29 protein-coding genes are annotated in these 25746 nt (G+C 59.8%); 15 read left to right on the top strand and 14 right to left on the bottom strand.

All coding sequences use genetic code 11. The annotated features are described in order from the left end of the window. Positions 1-10: 10 nt before the first annotated feature. Positions 11-1108 carry a chorismate synthase gene (aroC, locus tag PH552_RS22960; RefSeq protein ID WP_183763300.1) on the bottom strand — a complete coding sequence of 366 codons (1098 nt, stop codon included), beginning with the start codon at positions 1106-1108 and terminating at the stop codon, positions 11-13. Positions 1109-1522: 414 nt separating this feature from the next. Between aroC and PH552_RS22955 the strand changes: the two genes are divergently transcribed. Further along, entirely contained in the window at positions 1523-1783 is a 261-nt protein-coding gene (locus tag PH552_RS22955) for a DUF1344 domain-containing protein (RefSeq protein ID WP_112341176.1), read from the top strand. A gap of 112 nt (positions 1784-1895) precedes the next feature. Here the strand turns inward: PH552_RS22955 and PH552_RS22950 are convergent, their stop codons facing one another. From PH552_RS22950 to PH552_RS22935, 4 genes are all read right to left on the bottom strand, one after another. Beyond that, positions 1896-2492, bottom strand: coding sequence for a histidine phosphatase family protein (locus PH552_RS22950; RefSeq protein ID WP_112341177.1), 597 nt, complete (start codon positions 2490-2492; stop codon positions 1896-1898). A gap of 17 nt (positions 2493-2509) precedes the next feature. Further along, positions 2510-3328 (bottom strand): enoyl-ACP reductase FabI, encoded by an 819-nt coding sequence (fabI, locus tag PH552_RS22945; RefSeq protein WP_112341178.1) that lies wholly within the window; start codon positions 3326-3328, stop codon positions 2510-2512. A 122-nt stretch (positions 3329-3450) separates the two neighbouring features. Beyond that, the gene (locus PH552_RS22940) at positions 3451-4617 is read right to left on the bottom strand and encodes a DnaJ domain-containing protein (RefSeq protein ID WP_183763303.1); all 1167 of its coding nucleotides are present in this window, start codon (positions 4615-4617) and stop codon (positions 3451-3453) included. Between the two features lie 316 nt (positions 4618-4933). Continuing rightward, positions 4934-5392, bottom strand: a complete 459-nt coding sequence (locus tag PH552_RS22935) for an RT0821/Lpp0805 family surface protein (RefSeq protein ID WP_112341180.1) — start codon at positions 5390-5392, stop codon at positions 4934-4936. A gap of 65 nt (positions 5393-5457) precedes the next feature. Here PH552_RS22935 and pdxH point away from each other — a divergent pair, with 65 nt between their 5' ends. Then, complete coding sequence (gene pdxH / locus PH552_RS22930; RefSeq protein WP_112341181.1) at positions 5458-6078, top strand: pyridoxamine 5'-phosphate oxidase; 621 nt, start codon at positions 5458-5460, stop codon at positions 6076-6078. On the opposite strand, the gene PH552_RS22925 is transcribed toward pdxH, so the two are convergent. Next, entirely contained in the window at positions 6075-7139 is a 1065-nt protein-coding gene (locus tag PH552_RS22925) for a polysaccharide deacetylase family protein (protein WP_113250073.1), read from the bottom strand. The genes pdxH and PH552_RS22925 overlap by 4 nt on opposite strands. A gap of 227 nt (positions 7140-7366) precedes the next feature. Here PH552_RS22925 and PH552_RS22920 point away from each other — a divergent pair, with 227 nt between their 5' ends. Both PH552_RS22920 and PH552_RS22915 read left to right on the top strand, forming a co-directional pair. After that, on the top strand, positions 7367-8665 hold the full coding sequence (locus PH552_RS22920) for a D-alanyl-D-alanine carboxypeptidase (RefSeq protein ID WP_112341183.1): 1299 nt from the start codon (positions 7367-7369) through the stop codon (positions 8663-8665). A 107-nt stretch (positions 8666-8772) separates the two neighbouring features. Continuing rightward, entirely contained in the window at positions 8773-9078 is a 306-nt protein-coding gene (locus tag PH552_RS22915) for a nucleoside triphosphate pyrophosphohydrolase family protein (protein ID WP_183763306.1), read from the top strand. A 25-nt stretch (positions 9079-9103) separates the two neighbouring features. On the opposite strand, the gene tldD is transcribed toward PH552_RS22915, so the two are convergent. Both tldD and PH552_RS22905 read right to left on the bottom strand, forming a co-directional pair. Beyond that, complete coding sequence (tldD, locus tag PH552_RS22910; protein WP_183763309.1) at positions 9104-10519, bottom strand: metalloprotease TldD; 1416 nt, start codon at positions 10517-10519, stop codon at positions 9104-9106. Positions 10520-10581: 62 nt separating this feature from the next. Beyond that, a complete protein-coding gene (locus PH552_RS22905; RefSeq protein WP_112341186.1) occupies positions 10582-11205 on the bottom strand; it encodes an invasion associated locus B family protein in 624 nt (207 codons plus the stop codon). Between the two features lie 336 nt (positions 11206-11541). On the opposite strand from PH552_RS22905, the gene coxB reads away from it, so the two are divergent. The 6 genes from coxB (at position 11542) to PH552_RS22875 (ending at position 16857) form a co-directional block, all read left to right on the top strand. Then, a complete protein-coding gene (coxB, locus tag PH552_RS22900; RefSeq protein ID WP_112341187.1) occupies positions 11542-12432 on the top strand; it encodes a cytochrome c oxidase subunit II in 891 nt (296 codons plus the stop codon). A 14-nt stretch (positions 12433-12446) separates the two neighbouring features. After that, positions 12447-14141, top strand: a complete 1695-nt coding sequence (ctaD, locus tag PH552_RS22895; RefSeq protein ID WP_112341188.1) for a cytochrome c oxidase subunit I — start codon at positions 12447-12449, stop codon at positions 14139-14141. Positions 14142-14199: 58 nt separating this feature from the next. Further along, on the top strand, positions 14200-15159 hold the full coding sequence (locus tag PH552_RS22890; RefSeq protein WP_112341189.1) for a heme o synthase: 960 nt from the start codon (positions 14200-14202) through the stop codon (positions 15157-15159). Beyond that, positions 15156-15296 (top strand): hypothetical protein, encoded by a 141-nt coding sequence (locus PH552_RS22885; protein WP_169644670.1) that lies wholly within the window; start codon positions 15156-15158, stop codon positions 15294-15296. The genes PH552_RS22890 and PH552_RS22885 overlap by 4 nt, the downstream gene beginning before the upstream one ends. Positions 15297-15305: 9 nt before the next feature. Next, a complete protein-coding gene (locus PH552_RS22880; protein ID WP_112341190.1) occupies positions 15306-15917 on the top strand; it encodes a cytochrome c oxidase assembly protein in 612 nt (203 codons plus the stop codon). Positions 15918-15978: 61 nt separating this feature from the next. Continuing rightward, positions 15979-16857: a cytochrome c oxidase subunit 3 gene (locus PH552_RS22875; protein ID WP_112341191.1), complete on the top strand. Its 879-nt coding sequence runs from the start codon at positions 15979-15981 to the stop codon at positions 16855-16857. Between the two features lie 154 nt (positions 16858-17011). Here PH552_RS22875 and PH552_RS22870 read toward each other — a convergent pair whose 3' ends face one another. From PH552_RS22870 to PH552_RS22860, 3 genes are all read right to left on the bottom strand, one after another. Next, positions 17012-17371, bottom strand: a complete 360-nt coding sequence (locus PH552_RS22870) for a VOC family protein (protein WP_112341192.1) — start codon at positions 17369-17371, stop codon at positions 17012-17014. A gap of 107 nt (positions 17372-17478) precedes the next feature. Further along, entirely contained in the window at positions 17479-18345 is an 867-nt protein-coding gene (locus tag PH552_RS22865) for a protein-L-isoaspartate O-methyltransferase family protein (RefSeq protein ID WP_246698554.1), read from the bottom strand. Between the two features lie 215 nt (positions 18346-18560). Further along, complete coding sequence (locus PH552_RS22860) at positions 18561-19211, bottom strand: chloramphenicol phosphotransferase CPT family protein (protein WP_112341194.1); 651 nt, start codon at positions 19209-19211, stop codon at positions 18561-18563. A 149-nt stretch (positions 19212-19360) separates the two neighbouring features. On the opposite strand from PH552_RS22860, the gene PH552_RS22855 reads away from it, so the two are divergent. The 5 genes from PH552_RS22855 (at position 19361) to rnhA (ending at position 23139) form a co-directional block, all read left to right on the top strand. Beyond that, positions 19361-19780 carry a DUF983 domain-containing protein gene (locus PH552_RS22855; RefSeq protein ID WP_112341195.1) on the top strand — a complete coding sequence of 140 codons (420 nt, stop codon included), beginning with the start codon at positions 19361-19363 and terminating at the stop codon, positions 19778-19780. Continuing rightward, positions 19773-20534 (top strand): SURF1 family protein, encoded by a 762-nt coding sequence (locus PH552_RS22850; RefSeq protein ID WP_181592299.1) that lies wholly within the window; start codon positions 19773-19775, stop codon positions 20532-20534. Before PH552_RS22855 ends, PH552_RS22850 begins: the two co-directional genes overlap by 8 nt. Positions 20535-20695: 161 nt before the next feature. After that, complete coding sequence (gene ispH / locus PH552_RS22845; protein WP_112341249.1) at positions 20696-21703, top strand: 4-hydroxy-3-methylbut-2-enyl diphosphate reductase; 1008 nt, start codon at positions 20696-20698, stop codon at positions 21701-21703. A 33-nt stretch (positions 21704-21736) separates the two neighbouring features. Further along, positions 21737-22702: a homoserine kinase gene (locus PH552_RS22840; RefSeq protein ID WP_113250070.1), complete on the top strand. Its 966-nt coding sequence runs from the start codon at positions 21737-21739 to the stop codon at positions 22700-22702. Then, on the top strand, positions 22699-23139 hold the full coding sequence (gene rnhA, locus PH552_RS22835) for a ribonuclease HI (RefSeq protein ID WP_112341197.1): 441 nt from the start codon (positions 22699-22701) through the stop codon (positions 23137-23139). The genes PH552_RS22840 and rnhA overlap by 4 nt, the downstream gene beginning before the upstream one ends. An 86-nt stretch (positions 23140-23225) precedes the next feature. Here the strand turns inward: rnhA and PH552_RS22830 are convergent, their stop codons facing one another. The 3 genes from PH552_RS22830 to PH552_RS22820 form a co-directional block, all read right to left on the bottom strand. Continuing rightward, positions 23226-23891 (bottom strand): YiiX/YebB-like N1pC/P60 family cysteine hydrolase, encoded by a 666-nt coding sequence (locus tag PH552_RS22830; protein WP_112341198.1) that lies wholly within the window; start codon positions 23889-23891, stop codon positions 23226-23228. 195 nt (positions 23892-24086) lie between these two features. Continuing rightward, positions 24087-24977, bottom strand: a complete 891-nt coding sequence (locus PH552_RS22825; RefSeq protein ID WP_113250076.1) for a dihydrodipicolinate synthase family protein — start codon at positions 24975-24977, stop codon at positions 24087-24089. 81 nt (positions 24978-25058) lie between these two features. Further along, positions 25059-25667, bottom strand: coding sequence for a LysE/ArgO family amino acid transporter (locus PH552_RS22820; protein ID WP_112341199.1), 609 nt, complete (start codon positions 25665-25667; stop codon positions 25059-25061). Between the last annotated feature and the right edge of the window lie 79 nt (positions 25668-25746).

Below are 25746 nucleotides of genomic sequence, written 5' to 3'. Positions count from 1 at the left end.
TTCGAATTTCCTACCTCTGCCGGCCCGTCTGGCCGCGATCCCTCAGATAATGATCGGCAACGGCGCAGGCAACCATTGCCTCGCCGATCGGCACGGCGCGAATGCCGACGCACGGATCGTGGCGGCCCTTGGTGCGCACATCGACATTGTTGCCGTCGGCATCGATCGACTGACGCTCGGTCAGGATCGAGGAGGTCGGCTTGATGGCGAAGCGCGCAACGATCGGTTCGCCGGTGGAAATACCGCCCAAAATGCCGCCGGCGTGATTTGACAGGAAGATGCGTTTGCCGTCATTGCCCATGCGCATCTCGTCGGCATTTTCCTCTCCGGTCAGCTCGGCGGACGCAAACCCTTCGCCGATTTCGACGCCCTTGACGGCGTTGATCGACATCAGCAGCGAGGCGATATCCTGGTCGAGCTTCCCGTAGATCGGAGCGCCGAGACCGGCTGGCACGCCTTCGGCCACGACTTCGACTACGGCGCCGATCGAGGAGCCGGCCTTGCGGATGCCGTCGAGATAGTCTTCCCACACCGGCACGATCTCAGGATCCGGGGCGAAGAAGGGGTTCTGGTCAACTTGAGCCCAATCCCAGTTGGCGCGGTTGATCTTGTGCTTGCCGATCTGCACCAGTGCCCCGCGGATGGTCACGCCGGGCACGACGAGGCGGGCAATACCGCCGGCCGCGACGCGTGCGGCTGTCTCGCGCGCAGACGAGCGCCCGCCGCCGCGATAGTCGCGGATGCCGTATTTGACGTCATAGGTATAGTCGGCATGGCCAGGACGGTAGCGCCTGGCGATCTCGCCATAATCCTTCGAACGCTGGTCGGTGTTCTCGATCAGCATCGAGATCGGGGTGCCGGTCGAGATCATCGTCTCGCCGTCCTCATCCATCATCACGCCCGAGAGAACCTTGACGAGATCGTCCTCGCGCCGCTGCGTGACGAAGCGCGATTGCCCCGGTTTACGCTTGTCGAGCCAGGCCTGGATGTCTTCGAGCTTGAAGCGGAGGCCGGGAGGGCAGCCATCGACGACACAGCCGAGCGCCGGACCATGGCTTTCGCCCCAGGTGGTGACGCGGAAAAGATGACCGAATGTATTGTGCGACATTGGAAACGACCGGTTTGCTGCAGCCCGATGAACAGACCGCCTTTTCTCTCTTGCAATTGCGGCACACTCATAGAGCATGATGCCGAAAAGTGTAAGCGGTTTTCGGGCGGCTCCGTGCTCTACTTATTTGATTCCAATGCCGGATGATCGAGGCCGGTTCTGCCTTGCTCATTCGGGGGCCAAAAAGCTGGCCAGACAAAATCTTTCTTTTCGCCGCCACGCAAGCGCCGCTCGACGCCGTCTTCCGCGGGCAGCGGTATGGTAAACAAAGATTAATCCGCACTGTGGATTGTGACGGCGCATTCACCAATTGGGCGAGCGAAGCCACTATTGGGGGCAACTTCCGCCATATTCGGCGTGTTTTCTACACCGCATAAGAAATCACAATCAAATCGACCTGAAGGGTGAACGACCATGCGCTTTTTTGTAGCGACGCTTTTGGCCACGGCAAGCCTGCTTGCGCCCGTCGCAGGCTTTGCCGAAAGCGCCGATGTCGAGGCAACGATCAAGAAAGTCGATGCGAAGAACTTCAGCATCACCCTGGATGACGGCAAGAACTATCAGGTGCCGGAGGATTTCGATTTCAATGGCCTGCAGGCCGGCGTGAAGGTCGTCGTTTTCTACACGGAAGTCGATGGCAAGCGCGTCGTCAACGATCTCGATATCGTTCAGTAAATGCTGGTGCCGCCGGGCGGCCGGCGGCTGGGAAGTTATTCGAGCTCGGGAAAGGTCGTTCCGCCACGGTTTCGCAGATCCTCGCCATCCCTGTTCTCGATACGGAACCGCTTTACATCCAGCCGATGATTTTCATATGCGGATCGACCTTCAGGATCTGGTCCTGATGAATCGGGATTTCGGCGGCCTCTTCCTTTTCGACATCGCCGATCAGGCGAAACAATGTGCGGATGACGCCGCCATGCGTGACGCAGACGGTTGGCCGGTCGACGGATGTCAGCCACGAGCCGACGCGCCAGGAGAGGATTTCGTAGCTTTCAGCATCATCGCCGGGCGGGATGAAATCCCATTTGTTCGCCTTGCGCTCGGCAAGACGATCGGGCTCAGTCGCCTTCAGTTCCTTGAGGGTGAAGCCTTCCCACGCCCCGAACGACAGCTCGACCAGCCTGTCGTCGGTGCTGTAGTCCTTGGGCGGCAGGCCCATGGCGTCCCTCGCGATCTCCATGGTCTCGCGCGTGCGGCGCAGGGGGCTGGCGATGAAGTCGAAGGGCCGGTTTTCGAAGGCGAGGATTTCGGCAAGATCAATGCCGTTCTGCCGTGCCTGCTCGCGGCCGATGGCATTGAGATCGATGTCCCTTTGCCCCTGCAGGCGGCGTTCGGCATTCCAGTCGGTCTGACCGTGACGTATCACATAGAGGATGGGCGACACGGTCAGATTTCCTGTTTTCAGTCCTTCGCGACGGAAATGTCAGGCGCGTCCACGGCCTTCATGCCGACCGTATGGTAGCCGGAATCGACGTGGTGGATTTCGCCCGTGACGGCCGTCGACAGATCGGACAGCAGATAGAGGGCGGAGTTGCCGACCTCGTCAATCGTAACGGTCCGCTTCAGCGGCGCATTGTATTCGTTCCACTTCAGGATGTAGCGGAAATCGCCGATACCCGAAGCTGCGAGCGTCTTGATCGGGCCGGCCGAAATCGCGTTGACGCGGATGCCGCGGCCGCCGAGATCGACGGCGAGGTAGCGTACGCTTGCTTCCAGAGCCGCCTTGGCGACACCCATGACGTTGTAATGCGGCATGACTTTTTCCGCACCGTAATAGGTGAGGGTGATCATGGAGCCGCCGTCATTCATGATTCGCTCGGCGCGCTGCGCAACCGCCGTGAAGGAATAGACGGAGATGTCCATCGTCTTCGTGAAGTTGTCGCGGCTGGTATCGAGGTAGCGGCCGGTCAGCTCATCCTTGTCGGAGAAGGCGATGGCGTGCACGACGAAATCGATCTTGCCCCATTTCGCTTCAAGCGTGTCGATGACGCCATCGATCGTTGCCGGCTCGGTGACGTCGCAATGGCCCGCCATGAAGGCGCCGAGTTCCTGAGCAAGCGGCTCGACGCGCTTCTTGAGGGCGTCGCCCTGCCACGTCAATGCGATTTCGGCTCCGGCATCCGAACAGGCTTTGGCAATACCCCACGCTATCGAACGGTTGTTTGCGACGCCGAGGATGACGCCGCGCTTGCCTGCCATGAGGCCAGTGGATTGAGCCATATTCTGCTCCCTTGAACTTTCGAATGACCCTGCCTATGGCATAGGCCGTTCCCCTGTTCAAGCATCGTAAAGATCATCAACTGTTAGGGATCGTAACAAAGGGTGCTGTTGTCACTAAAATTTCACAGGAAAAGCCCTTCACGCATGCTACGCATCAGATCAGTAACCTTATCATCTGGTTTTTCCCAAAGCATCAGCCGCAATTCGACGACGAGATCACCTTTCCCGCCATTGCCATCGGGCAATCCCTCGCCGGGAATGCGAACGATCTGATCCGAACCGGACCAGGCCGGCACCGTCAGCTTGACCGGTCCGTTCAGCCCCTCGACGGTAGCCTCGCAGCCGAGGACGGCGTTCTCGATGGTGACGGGCAATATCGTGCGCACATCGCTGCCGTCGAGCGTGAAGCGCCCGTCGGTCGACAAATGGACGGTGATGGCAACGTCGCCGCGCAGCATGCCCTGCAGTTTCAACCCCTGGCCCTTCAGATGCAGCACCTGGCCGTTGGCGATATCCGTCGTCGCCTGGAAGCGTGCTTCACGGCCATCTGACAGCGGAACGGTGATCCACCGGCTCTTCAACATGTCGTCGAGCGTCACGGTGGCTTCGGCGGCAACCTCGGGCGTCTTTTCCGGCGGCTTCTCCTGGACATTGCCGCCGGTAAAGCGGCGCACGAGCGAACCGAGGATGCCGAAGGTGGAGCGTGGACCGGCGGGAGAGGTTCCCGTCGCCAGCAGTTCCTCCTCCGTGTGTATTTCTTCAGCGGCGGTCGCGTAGGCCTCCTGCTGCTTTCCGGCGTGCTGCGCTGCGGTCTCGGTGGCTGCGGCTTGATCCTGTTGCTGCGCGCGGCCCGACTTTACCCCGAATATGCGCTCGACCATATCTTCAGGTGTCTCGCCTGCCGCATTGTGCTGAGCCGATGCCGCGGAGGCGGCTGCCTTGCGCGCATTCGCCCGGGCAAGCTCCTCCATGATCTTCTCGGCATTGGCGCGCGCGGCCTTCGCACGATCGGCAGCCTCGCGCGCCGCCTGGCGCTGCTGCATGATCGTCTGTTCCTGGCTCTGGCCCTTGGCTTCCGCCATGCGCGCGATCTGATCGTAACGGCTGCGCTTCTGCGGATCCTTCAGCGTCTCATAGGCGCGGCCGATTTCGGCGAAACGCTCCGACGCCGTTGGATCGCCCAGATTGTGATCCGGATGCGCGGACTTTGCCAGTTTGCGCCAGGCAGCCTTGATTTCGTCGGCTCCAGCATCCTGTTTCACGCCCAACACCTTGTAAGGATCGCGCATCTTTCCCGCCATTATTCATGGGTATGCCAGGCTCCGTCGCAGCATCCCAAGCAAAAACCAATTGATCGCGCTTCATCCCCTTGCTTCCCGTTGGGGGAGGCACGGCCGATGCGCGTATGAACCGATCCTGCGGGAAGAGTTGCTAATCAGGCGTTACGCCGGGCGGAAACCATCGGCTTCCATTTCCGCACATGGTTAGCCGATCGCTAACGACGAATGCCGAGAAGCCGTAATGGCATGGCGCATCGATCATCCTGCCGTTCGGCCAGGTCGATGGCACGCGGAAAACGACACGCGGAAAAAGAGGGTAAAGCGATCAGCCGGCTTGCTGGAAACTCAGCAGCTGCCATTCGCCCTGACCAACGAGGCAGGTCCTGCCGGAAAAGTTGGCGATGCCCTGGTAGGAATGGCGGCTGGTGCGGAACTGCCGGCAAACCACGCCGGATGCATTGCTTTCGACGATCGTGTCGATGACGCCGGCGCTGCCCGTGGAAGCGTTAGCCCAGGGAATGGACTGGCCGTTGAGCTTGTGAAGATCCGCGGAAGTGACTGCGTTGCGCACCGTGGTTTCGTCGGAAATGCTGTCGGTGGTCACAGGCGCCGTCGGCACCGTGCCGGTCGATACGCTGCGATCGACCTTGGCCGAGCTCAGGTAGTCCATGCCGCCGCCAACGCAGCCGCCAAGGGTGAAAAGGGAGACAAGGACGACAGCCATCGTCACGCCTTTTGCAAGCTTGCGCTTTGTATGAACGGTCGACTTTGCTATGACTTCCACCCGAACGTTTTTGGCTAGCCAGAGGGGCCGGCGGTTATTGGGAATTGCGGAGTATTTGAACTAATATGTCGGAAAACGAGTTAACAAGCGGTGACTTCACCGAGCAGAACGAACCTTTCGCTCTTTTCGCGGCCTGGCTGCGCGAAGCGGAGACCACGGAGCCGAACGATCCGAACGCGGTCGCCTTGGCAACGGTGGATAAGGATGGATTGCCAAATGTCCGCATGGTTCTTCTGAAGGGTTTTGATAGCGACGGATTCGTCTTTTATACGAACTTCGAAAGCCAGAAAGGTCAAGAAATTCTTTACCACAAGAAAGCGGCCATGTGTTTCCACTGGAAATCGCTGCGCCGCCAGGTGCGCCTGCGCGGCGTGGTTGAAGTGGTGAGCGACCAGGAAGCGGATGAGTATTTCAAGACCAGGGCGCGGGGCAGCCGCATCGGCGCCTGGGCTTCGAAGCAGTCCCGCCCGCTCGAGGGCCGCTTTGCATTGGAAAAGGCGGTTGCCGAATATACCGCCCGCTATGCTATCGGCGACATTCCGCGCCCGCCCTATTGGTCCGGTTTCCGCATCCGGCCGCTGTCGATCGAGTTCTGGCATGACCGGCAGTTCCGCCTGCACGATCGCATCGAGTTTCGCCGCGAGGTGCCGGAAGGCGCCTGGCAGAAGGTGCGGATGTATCCTTAAGATCCATGCCGTTTCTCAGGCCCCATCAATCGCATGGGAATGCCGGAGGCAAGTGCCGATGCATAGCGGGGCTTCTGGTAATGGCCGTTCAGCGATAGCCGCGGCAGGAGCGTGGCCTCCGTGCCGTTCGCCGGCATGATCGTGCCCGGGCGCGTCGTGACGCCGACGGAAAAGCCCAGTTCTGCCGCGAGCCTGCCCTCGCGTGGCGATACGGCTTCAAGCGTGCCGTAAGGATAGGCGATCGAGATCGGCCGCCGTCCGGTGATATCGGCGACATAATCGGCCGAAAGCGCCATTTCCGCCGCTGCCTCCGCCTCCGGCAGCCGCGACAGCGCGCGATGGCTTACCGTATGCGCGCCGAGCGAGGCGAGGGGATGGCGAGCGAGCTGCGTCAACTCGCCCCGATCCATGATCGATGCGCGGACAATGTCGAGCGGTTCCAGACCGTGACGGCGGGCAAGCGCGTCGATCCGGCCGACGGCTTCGCTTTCATCGTGGCCGTGAACGAAGGCGGCGAAGCGGGCAAATGCCGCATGCTTATGGCTTTCCTTGCCCAGCGGCAGGAATTCGTCGCCGGAGCCGAAATCGAATGTCAGCCGATCCAGCCGGCCGAGCAGCTCGGCGAGCGTTTCCCACCATATGCTGTGGCTCCGCTCCGAGAGCCCCTGGGCAACGAAGACGGTGAAGGGCGCACCGTGACGGGAAAGGACCGGCAGGGCGTGATCGAGGTTGTCCCGATTGCCGTCGTCGAGCGTGAAGGCGACAAAGGGCGGCTTGCCGGCGGCATTCGCCAGTCGCGCCGGAAGAGCGTCAAGAGCGATGAATTCATAGCCATCCTTTTTCAGCCGCGCGATCGCTCGGTCGAGAAAATCAGGTGAGACCTCGAGATGTGCATTGGGCGTAAAGCGGCGGGAAAGGGCAGGGCGGACATGATGAAGAGTGAAGATGGCGCCGAGGCCGGCAACGTCGCGCATCAGGCCGGCACCCTTCAGAATTGCGGCAGCTTCCAGCCCGCTGGAAATCATCCTGCGCTTGAGGCGGACCTTGATGCCCTGTTCCATGCGGATCGACCCCGTTGACCAACGTCAACGCTCTAGCGCATCCCCGTTAAACCTTACTGAATCTTTGCCATAATTTCCAATGCGTTAATGGTTATTTTACCAGGAACGGCAAAATTGAAGAACTATCGAGGCTGTTGCCTCAATATCGCACCGGTATCAGGCTTTTTGTCGCAAAATCATACAGGGATTGATGCGGTGTGTTGGCATTCTTTCGGTTGGGGACAATTATGAAAAGACTTTTGATGGCTCTGTCTGCGGCCGTCTTGCTGCTGAGCGCTCCTGCGGCGAGCTTTGCCGGCAGCGCCTATTTCATCATGGATGCGAAGACCGGCAAGGTACTGGCATCAAGCAATGCCGATGACCTCAACCATCCGGCATCGCTGACCAAGATGATGACCTTGTACATGACCTTCGAGGCGATCCATCGCGGCAAGCTCAGCTGGAGTACGAGAATACCGGTATCGCGTTTTGCCGCCGCCAAGCCGCCGACCAAGCTGGGCCTCAAGCCCGGTAGCACAGTGACCGTACGCGAAGCAGTCGACGGCATGATCATCAAGTCCGCCAATGACGCGGCAACCGCCATGGCGGAGGCCCTCGGCGGCAGCGAAAGCGGCTTCGCCCGGCTGATGACGCAAAAGGCGCGGGAAATCGGCATGCGCCGCACCACCTTCCTCAATGCTTCCGGCCTCCCGAACATGCAGCAGTGGACGACGGCCCGCGATATGTCGACGCTCGCCGTCGCGCTCATCAACAACTACCCGCAGGAATACCGGCTCTTCTCGCAGTCGAGCTTCAGCTATCGCGGCCGTAGCGTTCGCGGTCACAACAATCTGATGTATCGCTATGAAGGCATGGACGGCATCAAGACCGGCTATACCAATGCCTCCGGCTTCAATCTCGTCAGCGCAGTGCGTCAGGGCAATCGCCGCGTGATCGGCGTTGTCATGGGCGGCGCCACGGCGCGCGGCCGCGATGCGCTGATGGCATCGCTGCTGGATCGCTATATCCCGAAGGCAACCCCTGTTCCGTCATCGCGCCTGTTTGCAAGTGTCGGCGGCGGCAAGGTTCCGCAGCAGGTCGAAGTGGCTTCCGTCTCCGACGATGTTGCCGTGGATGTCGACGCCCAGACCACCGCGACGACGACGCCGGCGCCGGCGCGCAAGCGCGTCGAGGTCGTCCCGATGGCATTTGCCGCGGCCTCGAACGTCACCGTACCGATGGATCGCCCGGCTGCGATGGATGAGATCCTCGTTGCCAACAAGCCGGCGGCGACGGGCAGCTGGCAGGTGCAGATCGCCGCGACGCCGACCGCGCAGGCCGCCAAGGATCTGCTGTCCGAGGCCAAGTCCAGGGCCGGCAATGCGCTTGCCAACGCGTCACCCTACACCGAAGCTGTCGGCAAGGGCGGCAACACGGTCTATCGCGCCCGATTCGTCGGTTTTGCGAGCCGCGACGATGCGAATTCCGCTTGTTCCGCTCTGAAGCGCAAGGATTTCGATTGCATGCTGCTGCCGAGCAAGGGCTGAGCATAGTTCCAATTCGATAAAGTCGAGCCGGCGGGGCAAACTCTGCCGGCTCGACTTTTTTGTAGGAATCGTTCATGTCTGTTGAGAACATAAGAGGAACGATATCGATGCTGTCAGATCTGATGAAGCAATTCGAAGCGGCTTCGGCAACCTATGCCGCCGATAACGGCCTGGACCGCGACGACGACTGGTTCGTCCTGAAACTCCAGGAGGAAATGGGCGAGCTGATTCAGATCTGGAACAAGATCACCGGCCGGGGGCGCCGCAAGGGCATGAGCGAGTCCGAGCTGGCAACGGCATTGGCCGACGAGACGGCGGACGTGCTCGGCCACATCCTTCTCTTCGCACACCGCAACGGCCTCGATCTCAACGCCGCGGTCGAGCGAAAATGGCGCTTCCGCCCGCACGAATAAGACCCGTACGAATAGGGAAGGCGGTTTAAGCCTTTGTGCCACCGACGGTGATCTGGTCCATCCGCAGATGTGGCTGACCGACGCCGACAGGCACCCATTGGCCCGCCTTGCCGCAGTTGCCGATGCCGGTATCGAGTTTCGTGTCGTTGCCGATCATCGAAACGCGCTTCATGGCATCCGGCCCGTTGCCGATCAGCATGGCGCCCTTGATCGGCGCGCCGATCTTGCCATCCTCGATGAGGTAGGCCTCCGTGCAGCCGAAGACGAATTTACCCGACGTGATATCCACCTGGCCGCCGCCGAAGGAGACGGCGTAGATGCCCTTCTTCACCGAGGCGATGATCTCGTCCGGCGTCTTGTCGCCGCCAAGCATATAGGTGTTGGTCATGCGTGGCATCGGCGTATGGGCATAGCCCTGGCGGCGGCCGTTGCCGGTTGCCTTCATGCCCATCAGCCGCGCATTCTGCCGGTCCTGCATGTAGCCGACGAGCTTGCCGTTTTCGATCAGCACGTTGTAGGCCGAAGGCGTGCCCTCGTCGTCGATGGTGATCGAGCCGCGGCGGTTCTCGATCGTGCCGTCATCGACGACGGTGACGCCGGGAGCGGCCACTATCTGGCCCAGCAGCCCCGCGAATGCCGACGTCTTCTTGCGATTGAAATCGCCTTCCAGCCCGTGGCCGACGGCTTCGTGCAGCATGACGCCCGGCCAGCCGGAGCCCAGCACGACGTCCATCGTGCCCGCCGGCGCCTCGATCGCCTCGAGATTGACGAGTGCCTGGCGAAGCGCCTCATCAGCGCCGTGATGCCAATTGTCCTGTGTGACGAAATCGCCGAAGCCGATGCGCCCGCCGGTGCCGAAGGAGCCGGATTCCTGCCGGTCGCCGTCACCCACGATCACGGAAATGTTGATGCGCGTCATCGGCCTGACATCGCGCACGCGATGGCCATCGGCGCGAAGGATGTCGACCACCTGCCAGCTCGCGGCGATGGATGCCGTCACCTGGCGCACCTTGTCGTCCTTGTCGCGCAGATAGCTGTCGATCCGCTGCAGGAGCTTGGCCTTTTCCTCGAAGCTTGGCGTGCCGATCGGGTTCTCGTCGCCGTAGAGCACCTTATTGGTGCGCTGTGGTGCGGCCGCATAGGAGCCGGCATAACCCGAAGTGACCGCGCGCACGGCATCGGCGGCGCGTTTCAAGGCGGCTTCGGAAAGATCGCCCGCATGGGCATAGCCGACGGCTTCGCCGGCAACGGCGCGAAGGCCGAAGCCCTGTTCCGTGTTGAAGCTGCCGCCCTTCATCCGGCCATTGTCGAATGTCAGCGATTCTGCCTGGACATGCTCGACGAAGAGCTCGCCGTCATCGGCGCCAGACAGCGCCTCGGCGACGATGCCGCGCAGCTTGGCTTCATCGGCATCGAAAAGGGTAAGGAGATCGGTATTCATGGATCAGTGCTCCGTTCAGAGCCGATGTAGGCTTCGCATCGCGCAAGAGCAAGCCCATCGCGTCAGGGAAGCGCGTCGTAGCCGTCCGCAAAGCCCTTCAAGTCCACAGGAATGCCGATGCCTTCCTCCGGCGACTGGAAGACGATGAAGGTTGCCGTCGCGCCGCTGCGCAGCGTCTTCAGCAACTCGTCCTCGAGCACGACCTCGGCATAGCAGCCATCGGAGAAGCAGCGCACGAAATAAGCGCGGCCGATATCCTTGCCGTCGATATTGAGGCCGAGACCGTTCGGCAGCAGCACGCCGAGCGGCGCAAGCACGCGCAGGATCTTCGACTTGCGATCGGCCGTCTTCAGCACGACGACGGAAAGACCGATTTCCGGGCGGTCCTCGGCGATGACATTCTGCATCAGCGCGCATTGCTCGGTCGAGGCGCCGGCCGGCTTGTCGCAGACGACGGACCATGCGCCGTGGCTGGAGCGTACCGTACCCGGAGGTTGCGGAACCTGGCTCGTGGGAACCTGCTGCGTATGCGGTTGCGGCTGGCCCTGCTGTTGGGGCTGCAATTGTTGGGTCTGCTGCGCCGGCGGCTGAGTCTGTTGCGCCTGCTGCGCCCATGCGGGTACCGCGGCTGCAGCAGCAACGCTGCTGGTGACAAGCAAAAGCCGGGCGAGGGAACGAAAGCCCATGGAAACCTCTAGATTCGAATCAGTGCCGCTATTGTTGAAGCCCAGGCCGGCAAATGAAAAGCCCCGGCTGCTGGATTCCAACCGACTACGGCGGAAATACGACGTCTACCCCATTTTGTCCCGGCGGCGCCATGGACCATCATGCAATTTTTCGTATGATGATGAAATGCTTGCCATGTCCGGGGCAGGCATGGGGGATATTCGCGCAAAAATGCCGCACTAACAAATCTCTTGAGTTGTTGCGGAGCATCCCAAACTGTGGTTTGAAGCGCAATGGATTGTAGGGATACTGCGTTTGAGGAAGATCTGGGATCAAACGCTGGAGGGAGAGACATCGTGATTAAAAGAGCTTACGCGGCTCTGACGGCTATGATCTGTCTGCTTTTTGCGACAGGCAGTTATGCCGATCAGCCGAGACCCTGGGAAACCGGTATGCAGCAGGCGGCGACCGGCAACATGCATCAAATCCGCTGGTTTGAGGCATACACGCTTTGGTTTATCATTCCGATCACGCTGCTGGTTCTCGTCCTCCTGGTGGTGGTTATGGTGAAGTTCCGGGCTTCCAGGAACCCGGTTCCGTCCAAGACGAGCCACAACACCCTGATCGAGGTCATCTGGACCATCGGCCCGGTCCTCGTCCTTCTCTTTCTGGCCATTCCCTCCTTCAATCTTCTCACCGATCAGCTGACATTCCCCGAGCAGACTGACGTGACCGTCAAGGCGACGGCGACGCAGTGGCAGTGGAATTATGAGTATGAGAACACCGGCGCGACGCCGGTCGCTTTCGATTCCTTCATGCTGAAGGAGCAGGATCGCACCGCCGCCGGCAAGGACGACAAGTCCAGATATCCACGCCTTCTCGCCGTCGACAACGAAATGGTTGTGCCCGTCGGCAAGAACGTCCGCGTCCTCGTCACGGCAGCGCCGGCCGATGTCATTCATTCCTTCGCAATGCCTTCCTTCGGCGTCAGGATCGACGCCATTCCCGGTCGCCTGAACGAAACATGGTTCAAGGCCGATCGAGAAGGCCTTTATTATGGTCAGTGTTCCGAGCTTTGCGGCAAGGATCACTCTTTCATGCCGATCGCCATCCGCGTCGTCTCCGACGATCAGTACAAGCAGTGGCTGGCCTCAGCCGCAACTGATCTGAGCAAGGCGAACAAGGCTCTGATGGCCGCCGTCGACCAACCGACGACCGTCAAGGTCGCCGAAAACACGGCCAAGTAGGAGGGGTAGGAACAATGGCTGGATCCAAGGCACACGACGATCACTCGCACGCTCTTCAGGACGCGCACGCGCATGACGATCATCACGCGCACAAACAGACCTTCGCCGAGCGTTGGCTGTATTCGACGAATCACAAGGACATCGGCACGCTCTATCTGATCTTCGCGATTTTCGCGGGCGTGATCGGCTTCCTCCTTTCCGTTGCCATCCGCATGGAATTGCAGGAGCCGGGCATCCAGATCTTCAGCGGTCTGGCGTCGATGGTCTACGGCTTTTCGGGCGATGCCGCCATCGATGGCGGCAAGCAGATGTACAACGTCTTCGTCACCGCTCACGCGCTGATCATGATCTTCTTCATGGTCATGCCGGCAATGATCGGCGGCTTCGCCAACTGGATGGTGCCGATCATGATCGGCGCGCCTGACATGGCCTTCCCGCGCCTCAACAATATTTCGTTCTGGCTTCTCGTCCCGGCCTTCCTGCTGCTCATCCTCTCGATGTTCGTCGAAGGCCCCGCAGGCGCCTATGGCGCGGGCGGCGGCTGGACGATGTACGCGCCCCTATCAGGTACGGTCGGACACCCAGGCCCGGCGATCGATCTGGTCATCTTCGCGCTGCATATCGCCGGTGCCTCCTCGATCCTCGGCGCGATCAACTTCATCACGACCATTCTCAACATGCGCGCTCCGGGCATGACGCTGCACAAGATGCCGCTGTTTGCCTGGTCGGTGCTGATCACCGCCTTCCTGCTGTTGCTGTCGCTGCCGGTTCTGGCCGGCGCCATCACCATGCTGCTGACGGACCGCAACTTCGGCACGACCTTCTTCGCGCCGGAAGGCGGCGGCGACCCGCTGCTCTACCAGCACCTCTTCTGGTTCTTCGGCCATCCGGAAGTCTACATCCTGATCCTGCCCGGCTTCGGCATGATCAGCCACATCATCTCCACCTTCTCGCGCAAGCCGATTTTCGGCTATCTCGGCATGGCCTACGCCATGGTCGCGATCGGCGCCGTCGGCTTCGTCGTCTGGGCCCACCACATGTATGTGACCGGCCTCTCGCTCGACACGCAGCGCTACTTCGTCTTCGCGACGATGGTCATCGCCGTGCCCACAGGCGTCAAGGTCTTCTCGTGGATCGCGACGATGTGGGGCGGCTCCATCCAGTTCCGCACGCCGATGATCTGGGCACTTGGCTTCATCTTCCTGTTCACGCTCGGCGGCGTCACTGGCGTTCAGCTCGCCAATGCCGGCCTCGACCGCGAACTGCATGCGACCTACTTCGTGGTGGCACACTTCCACTACGTTCTGTCGCTCGGTGCCGTCTTCGCTATCTTCGCCGCCTGGTACTACTGGTTCCCGAAGATGACCGGCTACATGTACAATGAGCGGATCGGCAACTGGCATTTCTGGATCACCTTCGTCGGCGTGAACATGGTGTTCTTCCCGCAGCATTTCCTGGGTCGTGCCGGCATGCCGCGCCGCTACATCGACTACCCGGACGCCTATGCCGGCTGGAATTTCGTCTCCTCCATCGGCTCCTATGTCGCAGCCGTAGGCCTTTGCTTCTTCTTCTGGGGCGTTATAGATGCATTCTCGAAGAAGCGCGTTGCAGGCGATAATCCATGGGGCGAGGGCGCAACCACGCTCGAGTGGCAGCTTTCGTCGCCGCCGCCCCACCACCAGTGGGAAGAGCTGCCGCGCATCAAGTAGCCTGTTTCCGGACGCCGTGATAAACGGCGTCCGGCTCAACTGACAATTGGAACAAAGAATGACGCTCATCGACAATCACGACGCGCTCGCAAAGCAAGGCGATACCGGCCTGTCGGAAGCGAGTGCGCGCGATTATTTCGAGCTCTTGAAGCCACGCGTCATGTCGCTGGTCGTCTTCACCGCCTTCACCGGTCTGGTGCTGGCTCCCGGTCATATCAATCCGGTGCTCGGCTTCATCGCCATTCTCTGCATCGCCGTCGGTGCGGGCGCCTCGGGCGCCTTGAACATGTGGTATGATGCGGATATCGACGCCGTGATGAGCCGCACCGCGCGTCGGCCGATACCTGCCGGCCGCATCAAACCGTCGGAAGCGCTGGCCTACGGCCTCGTATTGTCAGGCTTCTCAGTGACGATCCTCGGCTTGGCCATCAATTGGCTTTCCGCTGGCATCCTGGCCTTCACTATCTTCTTCTATGCCGTCATCTACACGATGTGGTTGAAGCGTTCGACGCCGCAAAACATCGTCATCGGCGGCGCGGCCGGCGCCTTTCCGCCTGTCATCGGCTGGGCCTGCGTGACCGGCAGCGTGACGATCGAGAGCATCGTGCTCTTCCTCATCATCTTCCTGTGGACGCCGGCGCATTTCTGGGCGCTGGCCTTGTTCAAGATGGGTGACTACGAGGCCGTCGGCGTGCCGATGCTGCCGAATGTCGCCGGCATTCCGACAACGAAAAATCAGATCGTTGTCTATGCCGTTCTGACTGCCATTGTCGGCGTCGTCCCTGCCTTCATGGGCTTTGCGAGCCTGGGTTATGGCGTCGTCGCCGCGCTGCTGGGGGCGATCTTCGTGCACTGTTCCATCGCCGTCTGGCGCATGGCCGACGGCGACGTGAAGATGGTGCCGGCAAAGAAACTTTTCGGCTTTTCCATCTTTTATCTCTTCGCGATCTTTTCCGCATTGCTGATCGACCGGCTCGTTGCCGTGCTGATATCGGGCGGCGTTGGAGGCTGGCTATGATCGATCTGGTCAAGCTCACGGAAGCGCAGAGGAAATCGCGGCGCGGGCGCAATATAGCGCTTGGCCTGGTGCTTGCTGGCCTGGTGATCCTGTTCTACGCGATCACCATCATCAAGGTCGGCTCCGGACACGTTTGAGGAGGCGTGATGGAGGGGGAGGTCACAAAGAGCACGAGAAGCGGCGGCCGTAACAACGGCATGATCGTTGCCATGTGCCTGAGCTTCGTCGTCGGCATGAGCGCCATGTGCGCCGCTGCCGTGCCGCTCTATCGCATGTTCTGCCAGGTGACGGGTTATAACGGCACGACGCAGCGCGTCGAGCAGGTGTCCAACCTCATTCTCGACAGGCAGATCCAGGTTTCCTTCGACGCGAATGTCGCACCCGGTCTGCCCTGGAATTTCAAGCCGCTGCAGAAGTCGATCAGTCCGAAAATCGGCGAAACGGTCGAAGTCAAGTTCGAGATCGAGAACAAGTCGGACAAGATGGAGCGCGGGCAGGCGATCTTCAACGTCTCGCCGCTGGAAGCCGGGGTCTATTTCAACAAGGTCCAGTGCTTCTGCTTCAATGAGACGGATTTAGCACCTGGGGAAAAGCGTGAGATGTCGGTGGTTTTCTACGTTGATCCCGAGATCGCCAGGGCTGTGGAAACCAAGACGATCAACGCGCTGACACTGTCCTATACCTATTACCCGCGGGAGGGCGCAAAGCCCGTCGCATCCAATGACGGCGCTGTAAAGCCGGTGGAAAAGAAACTTTGATGGAGAGTGCTTTCGGTTTGACCGGGAGCAATATGGGAAAAGTTATTCGGGGATTGCTGATATGGCCGAAGTGCATCAGAGAAAACACGATTATCACATTATCGAGCCCAGCGCATGGCCGATTACCGCGGCCATCGGAGCCTTTGTGATCACCTTCGGCGGTGTCTGCTTCATGCGCTATCTCAATGGCGGCGCGATGCATCTGTTCGGGATCAATTGGGCGCAGCCCTGGCTGTTCTTCATTGGCCTCGCCGTAATCCTCTATGTCATGTACGGCTGGTGGGCCGATACGATCAAGGAGGCGCATGAGGGCGCGCACACCCGCGTCGTGTCGCTGCATCTGCGCTACGGCATGATCATGTTCATCGCCTCCGAGGTGATGTTCTTCGTCGCCTGGTTCTGGGCCTATTTCGATGTCAGCCTGTTCCCGAACGAGGCGATCCAGGCATCGCGCACGGCCTTCCTCGGCGGCCAGTTCCCGCCGAAAGGCATCGAGGTTCTCGATCCTTGGCACCTGCCGATCTACAACACCATCATCCTGCTGCTGTCGGGCACGACGGTCACTTGGGCACACCATGCGCTGCTGCATGGCGACCGCAGGGGGCTGCTCCAGGGCCTGACGCTGACGGTCCTTCTCGGCGCGCTGTTCTCCTGCGTGCAGGCCTATGAATATGCCCATGCGCCGTTCGAATTCAAAAATTCGATCTATGGCGCGACCTTCTTCATGGCGACCGGCTTCCACGGTTTCCACGTGTTGGTCGGCACGATCTTCCTGATCGTCTGCCTGGTCCGCGCCATCAGGGGTGATTTCACGCCGAAACAGCATTTCGGCTTCGAAGCGGCCGCCTGGTACTGGCACTTCGTCGACGTGGTCTGGCTGTTCCTGTTCTTCTGCATCTATATCTGGGGCAGCTGGGGCGCGCCGGTCGCGGCTGGCTGATCGGTATCGATCTCTGGAAAACAAAAGGCGGGCGCTCAGCGCCAGCCCCTAACTGAAATGTGGAATGCTTTCTGTCGCGAAACTCTTATTTTGCGAGCGGGTTTTGCGACAGATTTCCCTCTGAAAATCAGCGGTTCCGATTTTGTCGCAAAACTTAGGAGATTTGCGGCTTTTGCACGACACAGAAAAGATTGCCGTCAGGGTCTTGCAAAACCACATAGTCGGCATTTTCCGGATAGCGCCACGGGTACTGTTTCGCTCCGATCGTCAGCAAACGATTGACTTCCTCCTGCTGGCGATCGGTATAAAGGTCCAAGTGCAGCCAGCTTCTCCGCCAGCCGCTTCGGTCGCGAGCCTGAAAGGAAACATTCGGGCCGTGGCCTTCAGGATCATGAAGCACAACCCAGTCATCGCTCACAGGCTCGCGCGCGACGTAATGCAAGGCTTCCTGCCAGAACGCGACCATGCGCTCAAATTCACAGCAATGGATCACGATCGAGCCAATTTTGATCATTGTGGCTGCCTTCTTCGCGACATGGCGTGCTCTCGAGCGGAATAAAGTGATATGGGCTGTCGCAAAAATCCCCGAAACCTGCGACGGGATGTTTGCCAGATTACTTTCTAAGCATAGGCTAGGCACCAGCCGGAACCGCGAACCCAACATTGTTCAGTTGGTAGGTCATCATTACGGTACAGCCGCGTCACTCTCTTGTGCTCCCCGGTCTCGAATGCCACCGCAAGTGCTTTTTCCGATTCCGCGTCGCGCATTCCTTCACACGGGAAGATGGCCACCGGCGAAATCCATTGCGCATGGAATTCCCCACCCCTGCGCGTCACGAGGAACACCGCTCCTCGGAGGTGCATGTTGTTCCAATTGCTGCTGGTGAATCCAAGGTCGGTCGTCAGCGGGAGGATGAGCCTTCCGCCATCATTGAGCCGGTCCAGCCAGATATCTGCCGGTCGCGTTGCTCCCGCGTTCACATAGATCACATCGGCTGCATCGAAAGCCACGGAGCTTCCATCTCCCTGGACCACGGAAACGTTCCGACAGGGAGTAAGATTTGCTTTCGCCTGCGTAGCAAGCTCCGGATCGAACTCGATCGCCGTCACCTTGCCAGAGGCAGCAACGAGGTTCCCCATGATCGCGGAATAATAGCCGGTGCCAGCCCCAACATGCACGATATGCTCACCTGCTCGCGGCGCGGCTTGCGAAAGCAGGAAGGCATGAAGTGACGGCTGCCCGTTGTTGATGTGGCGCTCCGGGACGATGCCAACGATCTCATCCGTATAAAGGTAGACAGGATCGGCGGTCGGGGTCTGAACATAGGCTTTCCGCATTCGGAAGATCGGCCAGGGGCCAGAACCAAGAAAATCTTCTCGCGGCACTTCGGCAAACGCTCTTTCGATACGCTCATCGACAATTCTAACAGCCGCCGTGATCTGCTTCGCATAAGCTCGACGCACGATCTTCAATTCGTCCGGTGTCATCGGCAGAACCAACTCCAAAGAATAATTTTCCCGTCGCGAAATTCCTAGTCAAAGCGACAGTTCTGCGACGCACGCAGAATGCCCCACGAAGATACTTCCAACAAGATAAACCGCCTGAAACGCTCATGTCACAAGGGGTTCGGTAGCGGCATTTACTTGGATTCCACGTTAGGTCAGGGGCGGGCGCTCAGAATCCGCCCTTTGTTTTGGTATCCTCACTCTCTTGAGGCAATCTTCTCGAATGCCGTCGGATGAGGCAGATCTCTAGCAAGCAACTGCCGGATTTGCTCGGCGCATGCCTTCGGGCTGCTCATGGACGTATCGACCTCCAGATCGTAGATCCCGGGCAGGTGCACCTGTTCCTGCCAGGCGATGACCGGCGCGGGGATGGGCATATCCGCTCCGACAGCGACGTAAGTGCCCTGTCTTTCCGGTCCTTCCGCCAGCCGCCGCTGCATCACGACATCGAGCGGGCAGCGCACGCCAACGAACAGAGCAGGCAATCCTGCCAGCCATCGGGCGCAATCGGCAAGAATGCCGAGCGGCTGCGAATAGGCATCGTGATGGCCGAATTCGGCGACGACATTCAGCCCCATGCGGCTATGTGCGGCGATCGAGGCATAGAGTGCGGCATAAAGGCGCTGGACCAGCGGTTCGAGATCGGGCCGCTCACCGCCGGGGCGCAAGCCGATGCCCGGGCGATAGCGCGGGGGCGTCACATGTCGCACATAAGCGTCGACACCGAGATTGACCCATACGCCTTCGAATTCAGCCTGAATCACCTCGACGATGCTGCTTTTTCCGGATCGCGGCGCACCGTTCAGAATGACGATCTGGCCTGGCTGCAAGGCTTCGCTGAATGCCATAAATCCAATCCTTTTGTATGCTTTACAGGCGGATGGCGGTGATATCCGAGCTTTTCGATTGGACGGATACGCGCATCGCGGTTACTGATGGTGCTAAGGGGCGAAATCCATGTGTTCGCCCGCAATGGCAGACTGACAGAGACAGAACTTTGAACTCAGAGCAAGACAAGACGCCGGACGGGGTATCCCATAGCGACAGCGCTCTCTTCGCGCCCGTCGATCCCTTCAAGGTTGGCATACAGGGATGTTGCCCGCGTTGCGGCCAAGGCAAGCTCTTCGATGGCTTATTGTCGCTGAAACCGCGCTGTGCCGCCTGTGATCTCGACTATGCCTTCGCCGATGCCGGTGATGGTCCGGCTGTCTTCGTCATCCTGATTGTCGGTTTCATCATCATCGGTTCGGTCTTGTGGATGCAGATCAATTATGCGCCGCCGATCTGGGTCTACATAGTGCTGTTCGCGCCGTTGACGATCATTCTGTCGCTTCTGTCCCTGCGCTGGTGCAAGGGCATTCTGATTGCCCTGCAATATCGCAACAACGCCGCCGAAGGGCGCGTCCACCGTGACTGAGTCTGCAGTGCCTGTGCGCCGTGCCAATCCCTTATGGCAAATCGCCAAGGCGCTGCTTCTGCTCGTCGCGCTCGTCATTCTGCTGGGCCTTGGTACATGGCAGGTCGAGAGGCTGCAGTGGAAGGAAGGCCTGTTGGCCGATATCGCCGCCCGCAAGGATGCGCCGGCCGTACCCTTGTCGGCGATCGAAACTATGGCGGCCTCCGGCGGCGACATTGAGTATCGCGTGGTGACCGCCACCGGCCACTACCTCAACGACAAGGAGCGGCATTTCCTCGCCACCCATGACGGCGATCCCGGCTTTCATGTCTATACGCCATTGCAGCTGGTCGATGGCCGCTACCTCTTTGTCAATCGAGGCTTCGTGCCCTCCGAGGCAAAAGAGCCCGAAAAGCGCAAGCAGGGTGAAGTGACTGGCGAACAGACGATCATCGGCCTTGCCCGCGCCAAACTCGCCGAGCGGCCCGGCGGCATGCCGGACAATGATCTCGCCAAGAATATTTTCTACTGGAAAGATCTGGATGTCATGGCTGCCAGTGTCGGCCTGCCGAAGGACAAGGTGCTGCCCTTCTTCATCGATGCCGACAAGACGCCCAATCCAGGGGGCTTGCCGATCGGCGGCGTCACGATCATCGATCTGCCGAACAATCACCTGCAATATGCGGTGACCTGGTATGGCTTGGCGGTGGCGCTGGCAGCGATCGTCGCCATATCCTGGTGGCGTAAACGCCATCCGGACGCGCCCTCACAATAGAGACATGCAATAGAATAGCTTCATTTCGATGGAATATTCCGCTAGAGCATGATCCCAAAAAGTGCGCAGCGGTTTTTGGATAAGATCATGCGGACTGAATGGAGCAGGCGGCAGGGCAGCCCTATCTATGGCTCAAGCCACTGTCGCATTTCGGAAGAGATATGAACATAGCCATTTCCAAACCTGACCTGACCATCCGGCTTTGCGGGCCGCGCGGCTTCTGCGCCGGCGTCGATCGCGCTATCCAGATCGTCGTTCTGGCGCTGAAGGCCTATGGCGCACCCGTCTATGTCCGCCATGAGATCGTGCACAATCGCTATGTCGTCGAAGGGCTGGAGGCCAAGGGTGCCATCTTCGTCGAGGAGCTGGATGAAATCCCGGCCGAGCATCGCGCCCAGCCCGTCGTCTTCTCGGCGCATGGCGTGCCGAAATCCGTGCCGGCGGATGCCGATGCGCGCAATCTCTTCTATCTCGATGCCACCTGTCCGCTGGTCTCCAAGGTGCACAAGCAGGCCATGCGCCATAATCGCCTCGGCCGCCATGTCGTCCTGATCGGCCATGCCGGCCATCCGGAAGTGATCGGCACCATGGGCCAGCTGCCTGAGGGTGCCGTGTCGCTGATCGAAACCGTGGAGGACGCCGACGTCTACCAGCCTGATGATCCGGACAATCTCGGCTTCGTCACGCAGACGACGCTCTCTGTTGACGATACCGCCGGCGTCATCGCGCGGCTGCAGGAGCGCTTCCCAAATCTTACTGCACCAGCGGCAGACTCGATCTGCTACGCCACGACCAACCGCCAGGAAGTCGTGAAGGAGGCGGCGCCGGGCTGCGATCTCTTCATCGTCGTCGGTGCGCCGAACTCGTCGAATTCCAAGCGCCTCGTGGAAGTGGCGCTGAGGGCAGGGGCGAAGAAATCCGTCCTCGTGCAGCGCGCCGCCGAGATCGATTGGGACGATATCGGCGATATCAAGACGGTCGGTTTGTCGGCTGGTGCATCTGCGCCAGAAGTCATCGTCAACGAGATCATCGAAGCCTTCCGCGCCCGCTATAATGCTGTGGTGGAACTTGCCGAAACTGTGAAGGAAACCGAGAATTTCCTCGTCAATCGCGAGCTTCGCAGTATAGAGCTGACGACAGCAGACATGGCTTTCGTCAACGGCGAATAGCCGACCTAAGGCGCTCAAGTTCGGGACTGTTTCGTGGCCGTTTATACCGATATTACCGAAGACGATTTGAAGTGGTTCCTGACCGAATATGATGTCGGCGAATTGCTCTCTTATAAGGGCATTGCCGAAGGCGTCGAGAACTCGAACTTCCTCTTACATACGAGCCGCGATCCGCTGATTCTGACGCTTTACGAGAAGCGCGTCGACAAGGGCGATCTGCCGTTCTTCCTGGGGCTGATGCAGCATCTGGCGAGCCGCGGCCTATCCTGTCCACTGCCTTTGCCGCGCCGTGACGGCGCCTTGCTCGGTCATCTCTCCGGCCGCCCTGCCGCCCTGATCTCCTTCCTCGAGGGCATGTGGCTGCGCAAGCCCGAGGCGCATCACTGCCGCGAGGTCGGCAAGGCGCTGGCCGCCATGCATATTGCCGGTGAAGGCTTCGCCATCCGCCGCACGAACGCGCTGTCGCTTGAGGGCTGGCAAGCGCTCTGGGAGAAATCCGAAGCACGCGCCGACGAAGTCGAAACCGGCCTGCAGGACGAAATCTGCGGCGAACTCGATTTCCTCGCAAAGCATTGGCCGAAGAATCTGCCGGAAGGCGTCATCCATGCCGATCTCTTTCCGGACAATGTCTTCTTCCTCGGGGACAAACTCTCCGGTCTGATCGATTTCTATTTCGCCTGCAACGATCAGCTCGCCTACGACGTCTCGATCTGCCTCAATGCCTGGTGCTTCGAAAAGGACCATGCCTATAACATCACCAAGGGCATGGCGCTGCTAGAGGGTTATCAGAGCGTGCGACCGCTGAGCGAGGCTGAAATCGCCGCTCTGCCGACGCTTGCCCGTGGCTCGGCGCTGCGCTTCTTCCTGACGCGGCTTTACGACTGGCTGACGACGCCGGCAGGCGCCATGGTCACCAAGAAAGACCCGATCGAATATCTGCGCAAGCTGCGCTTCCATCGCCAGATCGCCTCTGCGGCCGAATATGGGCTGAAGGCATGAAGCACGTCGATATTTTTACCGACGGCGCCTGCTCGGGCAACCCCGGTCCCGGCGGCTGGGGGGCGGTGCTTCGCTATGGCGAGGTGGAAAAGGAACTCTCCGGCGGCGAAGCAGATACGACCAACAACCGCATGGAGCTGATGGCGGCGATCTCGGCGCTTGGCGCTCTGAAAAGCCCCTGCGAAGTCGATCTCTATACCGACAGCGTCTACGTCAAGGACGGCATCACCAAATGGATCTTCGGCTGGAAGAAGAACGGCTGGAAGACCGCCGACAAGAAGCCGGTGAAGAATGCCGAGCTGTGGCAGGCGCTGGACGAGGCCTATAACAGGCACCAGGTGACGCTGCACTGGGTCAAGGGGCATGCGGGACACCCGGAGAACGAGCGGGCCGACGAGTTGGCGCGCAAGGGCATGGAGCCTTTCAAGCGGAGGTAAGAGCGAAGATCCTTCGTTCTCGGCACAGACTTTTCACCAAAGGCTATTCCGGTTTCGGACTCTTATCGATGCTTTGCGCCGCACGATCAGAGCGGATAGTTCGAGTAGATCATCTTGAGATTTGGATCGTTGGCGATGCTGACGGGAGTCACGAGGCTCTGGTTGAGGATGTATCGATAGCACTGGTCGAAATCGTAGCCGCGTTCCGTGCATTCGCTGTCGCGCTTCCAGCGTGACTGAACGAGCTTTCTGACAAGGATATTGTCGATGTTTAGCTCCGATATTTTTTGCACCTTGCCAATCTCCAGACCTACCGCTTTGTAAGCGAGATAGGGCAGCTCGCTGCAATAGATCGCATCGTTGTTGAAGGAGAAGAAAAGATCGTAGGGTTTGCCGTAGAATGTGCGGGAATGCGATATGAGCTGTCGCGCCGTTTCAGGTGTGAGACGCTGATCGCGATAGATCGTAACCCGCTTCAGCAAGCCGCGATTGACCCAGGTTTCTAGCGGCGTTTCCTTGACCTTCTCTGCGGCCTCTATGACAGTGATGGTCCCGTGATCATTCTTGATGATGCCCATATGCGAAAAGGTGGAGCTGGTCGCGAATATGATGGCGCTTGATTGGTTGCTGGTCGATGTCTGAAAAATCAGGTCACCATCGTTAAGCGGAGGATAATCGCCACCAGCAGTGGCATAGAGTGTTCCTGCAACAAGGCAGGCCAATAGGATCGCGGCGGCTATCAGTTTCTTCATGCCATCCCCGGAACCAATTGAAAGTTCTTGATCAATTTATCTTCTTGAAAACACTTTTCGCGCTGAAAGATGGCATCTGGAAGGCTGGGCAACAAAACAGATGACGATGTGGCGGCAATTCCAGCGGGAGTCATCGAGCGGATACTTCCCGAAGGCAGGGATAAGGCAGGACTTGCCGCGCCGTACAAGGCGCGATCACCTCAGGATGTGATCGAGCGCGCTTCTTACACGCGGCCTTTCGGTTACGGAGAGCGGCAGGATCGGGCGCGGTGGATCAATCCGGCAAAGGTCGAGCGCTTCGGCAATCGCGTACATGACACGGAAGCTGCCGAACTCCTTGAACAGGCTCCATAGCGGCTGGAATTTTTGATCGAGCCGTTCCGTTTCGGCGGTGTCGCCGGCTTGGGCAGCCCGTGTGAGGGCCAGCGCTTCGGCGGGCAGGAGACCGGCGATCACGCTGTACCAGGCGTCACAACCCGCCAGTAGCCCGGCCGCGGCTCCCCAATCGCCGCTATAGCCGATGGAGAAATCCTTTGGCGTTTCCTGGCGCAGAAGTCCCATCTCTCCCTTGAAATCGCTCTCCGGCGGCAATGGCATCTTCACCGCCACGATGTTCGCCACCTTTGCCAGCCGGGCAATCAGCGCGTGGCTGAAGGTAAATCTCGTCGTGCCGGGATTGTTATAGATGCAGAGCGGCAGCTCGCCGGCCTCCGCGACGGCTGCGAAATGCTGGTAGACCTCTTCCTCCGTGAGTGGAGTATAGGACATGGGGGCAAGCAATAGCCCGTCCGCGCCGGCAGCCCTGGCGTCGCGCGCCAATGCCTGAGCCTCGTCGGTTCGCAGCGCTCCGACGCCGACGATGACGGGGATCTTGCCGCCGACACCTGTCATCGCGGCCTCAACGGCGCGCCGCCGCTCGTCGCGTGACAGAAAGGCGTAGCCGCCGGTGCTGCCGAGCAATCCAATGGAATCGGCGCCGGCCAGATGGATGCGTTCAAGCAGGCGTGTGAGCACTGCAATATCAACGTGTCCGGAAGCATCGGCCGGGGTAATGGGGAAGGCCGAAAGACCAGTAAAGAGCGTCATGATCGTCTTCATCCTTCCTTGAGCTCCGGACAACCGCGGCGATCGAAAACAGGCTGTTTGCCCATGAATACGCCGCGCAAGTCATATCCCGCTCAACAACTTGGTGGCAATCATCCACATGGTAAAAGCAATGAGCGTTTCCAGAATGCGCCAGGATGCGGGCTTCGCAAAGATCGGTCTCAGCCATCTCGCGCCAAAGCCAAGCGAAAAGAAGAACAGGAAGGAACCCGTCATGGCACCCGCCGCAAATGAAGCCTCGTTTCCCGGAAACCGGGTCGAGATCGTGCCAAGCAGCGCGACGGTATCGAGATAGACATGCGGGTTGAGCCAGGTGAGCGCCAGGCACATGGCGAGCGTCTGCCGGAAGCTCGCTGATTTCGCTTCTCCGGCGGCCAGCACCGCCGACGAACGCAAGGCGGAATAGAGGCTCCTTGCCCCATACCAGATGAGGAAGGCCGCTCCCGCATAGCGCATGACCGGATCGAGCCAGGGAAGCAGGGCGGCGATCTGGCGAAAGCTCGTCACCCCGAGCACGATGAGCGCGGCATCGGAGAGGGCGCAGGCGAGGCAGACGGCGAATACATGTTCGTTGCGAAGGCCCTGGCGCAGGACGAAGGCGTTTTGCGCACCGATCGCGACAATCAGGCTGAGGCCCATCGTGAGGCCTGTCAGGTAAATCGAAAAATTCATGCTCGAAGCAATTCCGGTAAAAGTGCGAAGCGGTTTTCGTCCGGAATTGCGCAAAAAAGAAAAGTTTTAGCGAAATGCT

It is taken from the genome of Rhizobium aureum (assembly GCF_030182495.1).
GTDB lineage: Bacteria > Pseudomonadota > Alphaproteobacteria > Rhizobiales > Rhizobiaceae > Rhizobium > Rhizobium tropici_C.
This window is presented reverse-complemented; position numbering and strand designations above follow the sequence as displayed.

Bases quoted from the DNA above. Each gene is read 5' to 3' on its own strand.
- aroC (WP_183763300.1), bottom strand. From the start codon at position 1,108: ATGTCGCACAATACATTCGGTCATCTTTTCCGCGTCACCACCTGGGGC.
- PH552_RS22955 (WP_112341176.1), top strand. From the start codon at position 1,523: ATGCGCTTTTTTGTAGCGACGCTTTTGGCCACGGCAAGCCTGCTTGCG.
- fabI (WP_112341178.1), bottom strand. From the start codon at position 3,328: ATGGCTCAATCCACTGGCCTCATGGCAGGCAAGCGCGGCGTCATCCTC.
- PH552_RS22940 (WP_183763303.1), bottom strand. From the start codon at position 4,617: ATGCGCGATCCTTACAAGGTGTTGGGCGTGAAACAGGATGCTGGAGCC.
- pdxH (WP_112341181.1), top strand. From the start codon at position 5,458: ATGTCGGAAAACGAGTTAACAAGCGGTGACTTCACCGAGCAGAACGAA.
- PH552_RS22925 (WP_113250073.1), bottom strand. From the start codon at position 7,139: ATGGAACAGGGCATCAAGGTCCGCCTCAAGCGCAGGATGATTTCCAGC.
- PH552_RS22920 (WP_112341183.1), top strand. From the start codon at position 7,367: ATGAAAAGACTTTTGATGGCTCTGTCTGCGGCCGTCTTGCTGCTGAGC.
- PH552_RS22915 (WP_183763306.1), top strand. From the start codon at position 8,773: ATGCTGTCAGATCTGATGAAGCAATTCGAAGCGGCTTCGGCAACCTAT.
- tldD (WP_183763309.1), bottom strand. From the start codon at position 10,519: ATGAATACCGATCTCCTTACCCTTTTCGATGCCGATGAAGCCAAGCTG.
- PH552_RS22905 (WP_112341186.1), bottom strand. From the start codon at position 11,205: ATGGGCTTTCGTTCCCTCGCCCGGCTTTTGCTTGTCACCAGCAGCGTT.
- ctaD (WP_112341188.1), top strand. From the start codon at position 12,447: ATGGCTGGATCCAAGGCACACGACGATCACTCGCACGCTCTTCAGGAC.
- PH552_RS22890 (WP_112341189.1), top strand. From the start codon at position 14,200: ATGACGCTCATCGACAATCACGACGCGCTCGCAAAGCAAGGCGATACC.
- PH552_RS22885 (WP_169644670.1), top strand. From the start codon at position 15,156: ATGATCGATCTGGTCAAGCTCACGGAAGCGCAGAGGAAATCGCGGCGC.
- PH552_RS22880 (WP_112341190.1), top strand. From the start codon at position 15,306: ATGGAGGGGGAGGTCACAAAGAGCACGAGAAGCGGCGGCCGTAACAAC.
- PH552_RS22875 (WP_112341191.1), top strand. From the start codon at position 15,979: ATGGCCGAAGTGCATCAGAGAAAACACGATTATCACATTATCGAGCCC.
- PH552_RS22870 (WP_112341192.1), bottom strand. From the start codon at position 17,371: ATGATCAAAATTGGCTCGATCGTGATCCATTGCTGTGAATTTGAGCGC.
- PH552_RS22865 (WP_246698554.1), bottom strand. From the start codon at position 18,345: ATGACACCGGACGAATTGAAGATCGTGCGTCGAGCTTATGCGAAGCAG.
- PH552_RS22860 (WP_112341194.1), bottom strand. From the start codon at position 19,211: ATGGCATTCAGCGAAGCCTTGCAGCCAGGCCAGATCGTCATTCTGAAC.
- ispH (WP_112341249.1), top strand. From the start codon at position 20,696: ATGAACATAGCCATTTCCAAACCTGACCTGACCATCCGGCTTTGCGGG.
- rnhA (WP_112341197.1), top strand. From the start codon at position 22,699: ATGAAGCACGTCGATATTTTTACCGACGGCGCCTGCTCGGGCAACCCC.
- PH552_RS22830 (WP_112341198.1), bottom strand. From the start codon at position 23,891: ATGAAGAAACTGATAGCCGCCGCGATCCTATTGGCCTGCCTTGTTGCA.
- PH552_RS22825 (WP_113250076.1), bottom strand. From the start codon at position 24,977: ATGACGCTCTTTACTGGTCTTTCGGCCTTCCCCATTACCCCGGCCGAT.
- PH552_RS22820 (WP_112341199.1), bottom strand. From the start codon at position 25,667: ATGAATTTTTCGATTTACCTGACAGGCCTCACGATGGGCCTCAGCCTG.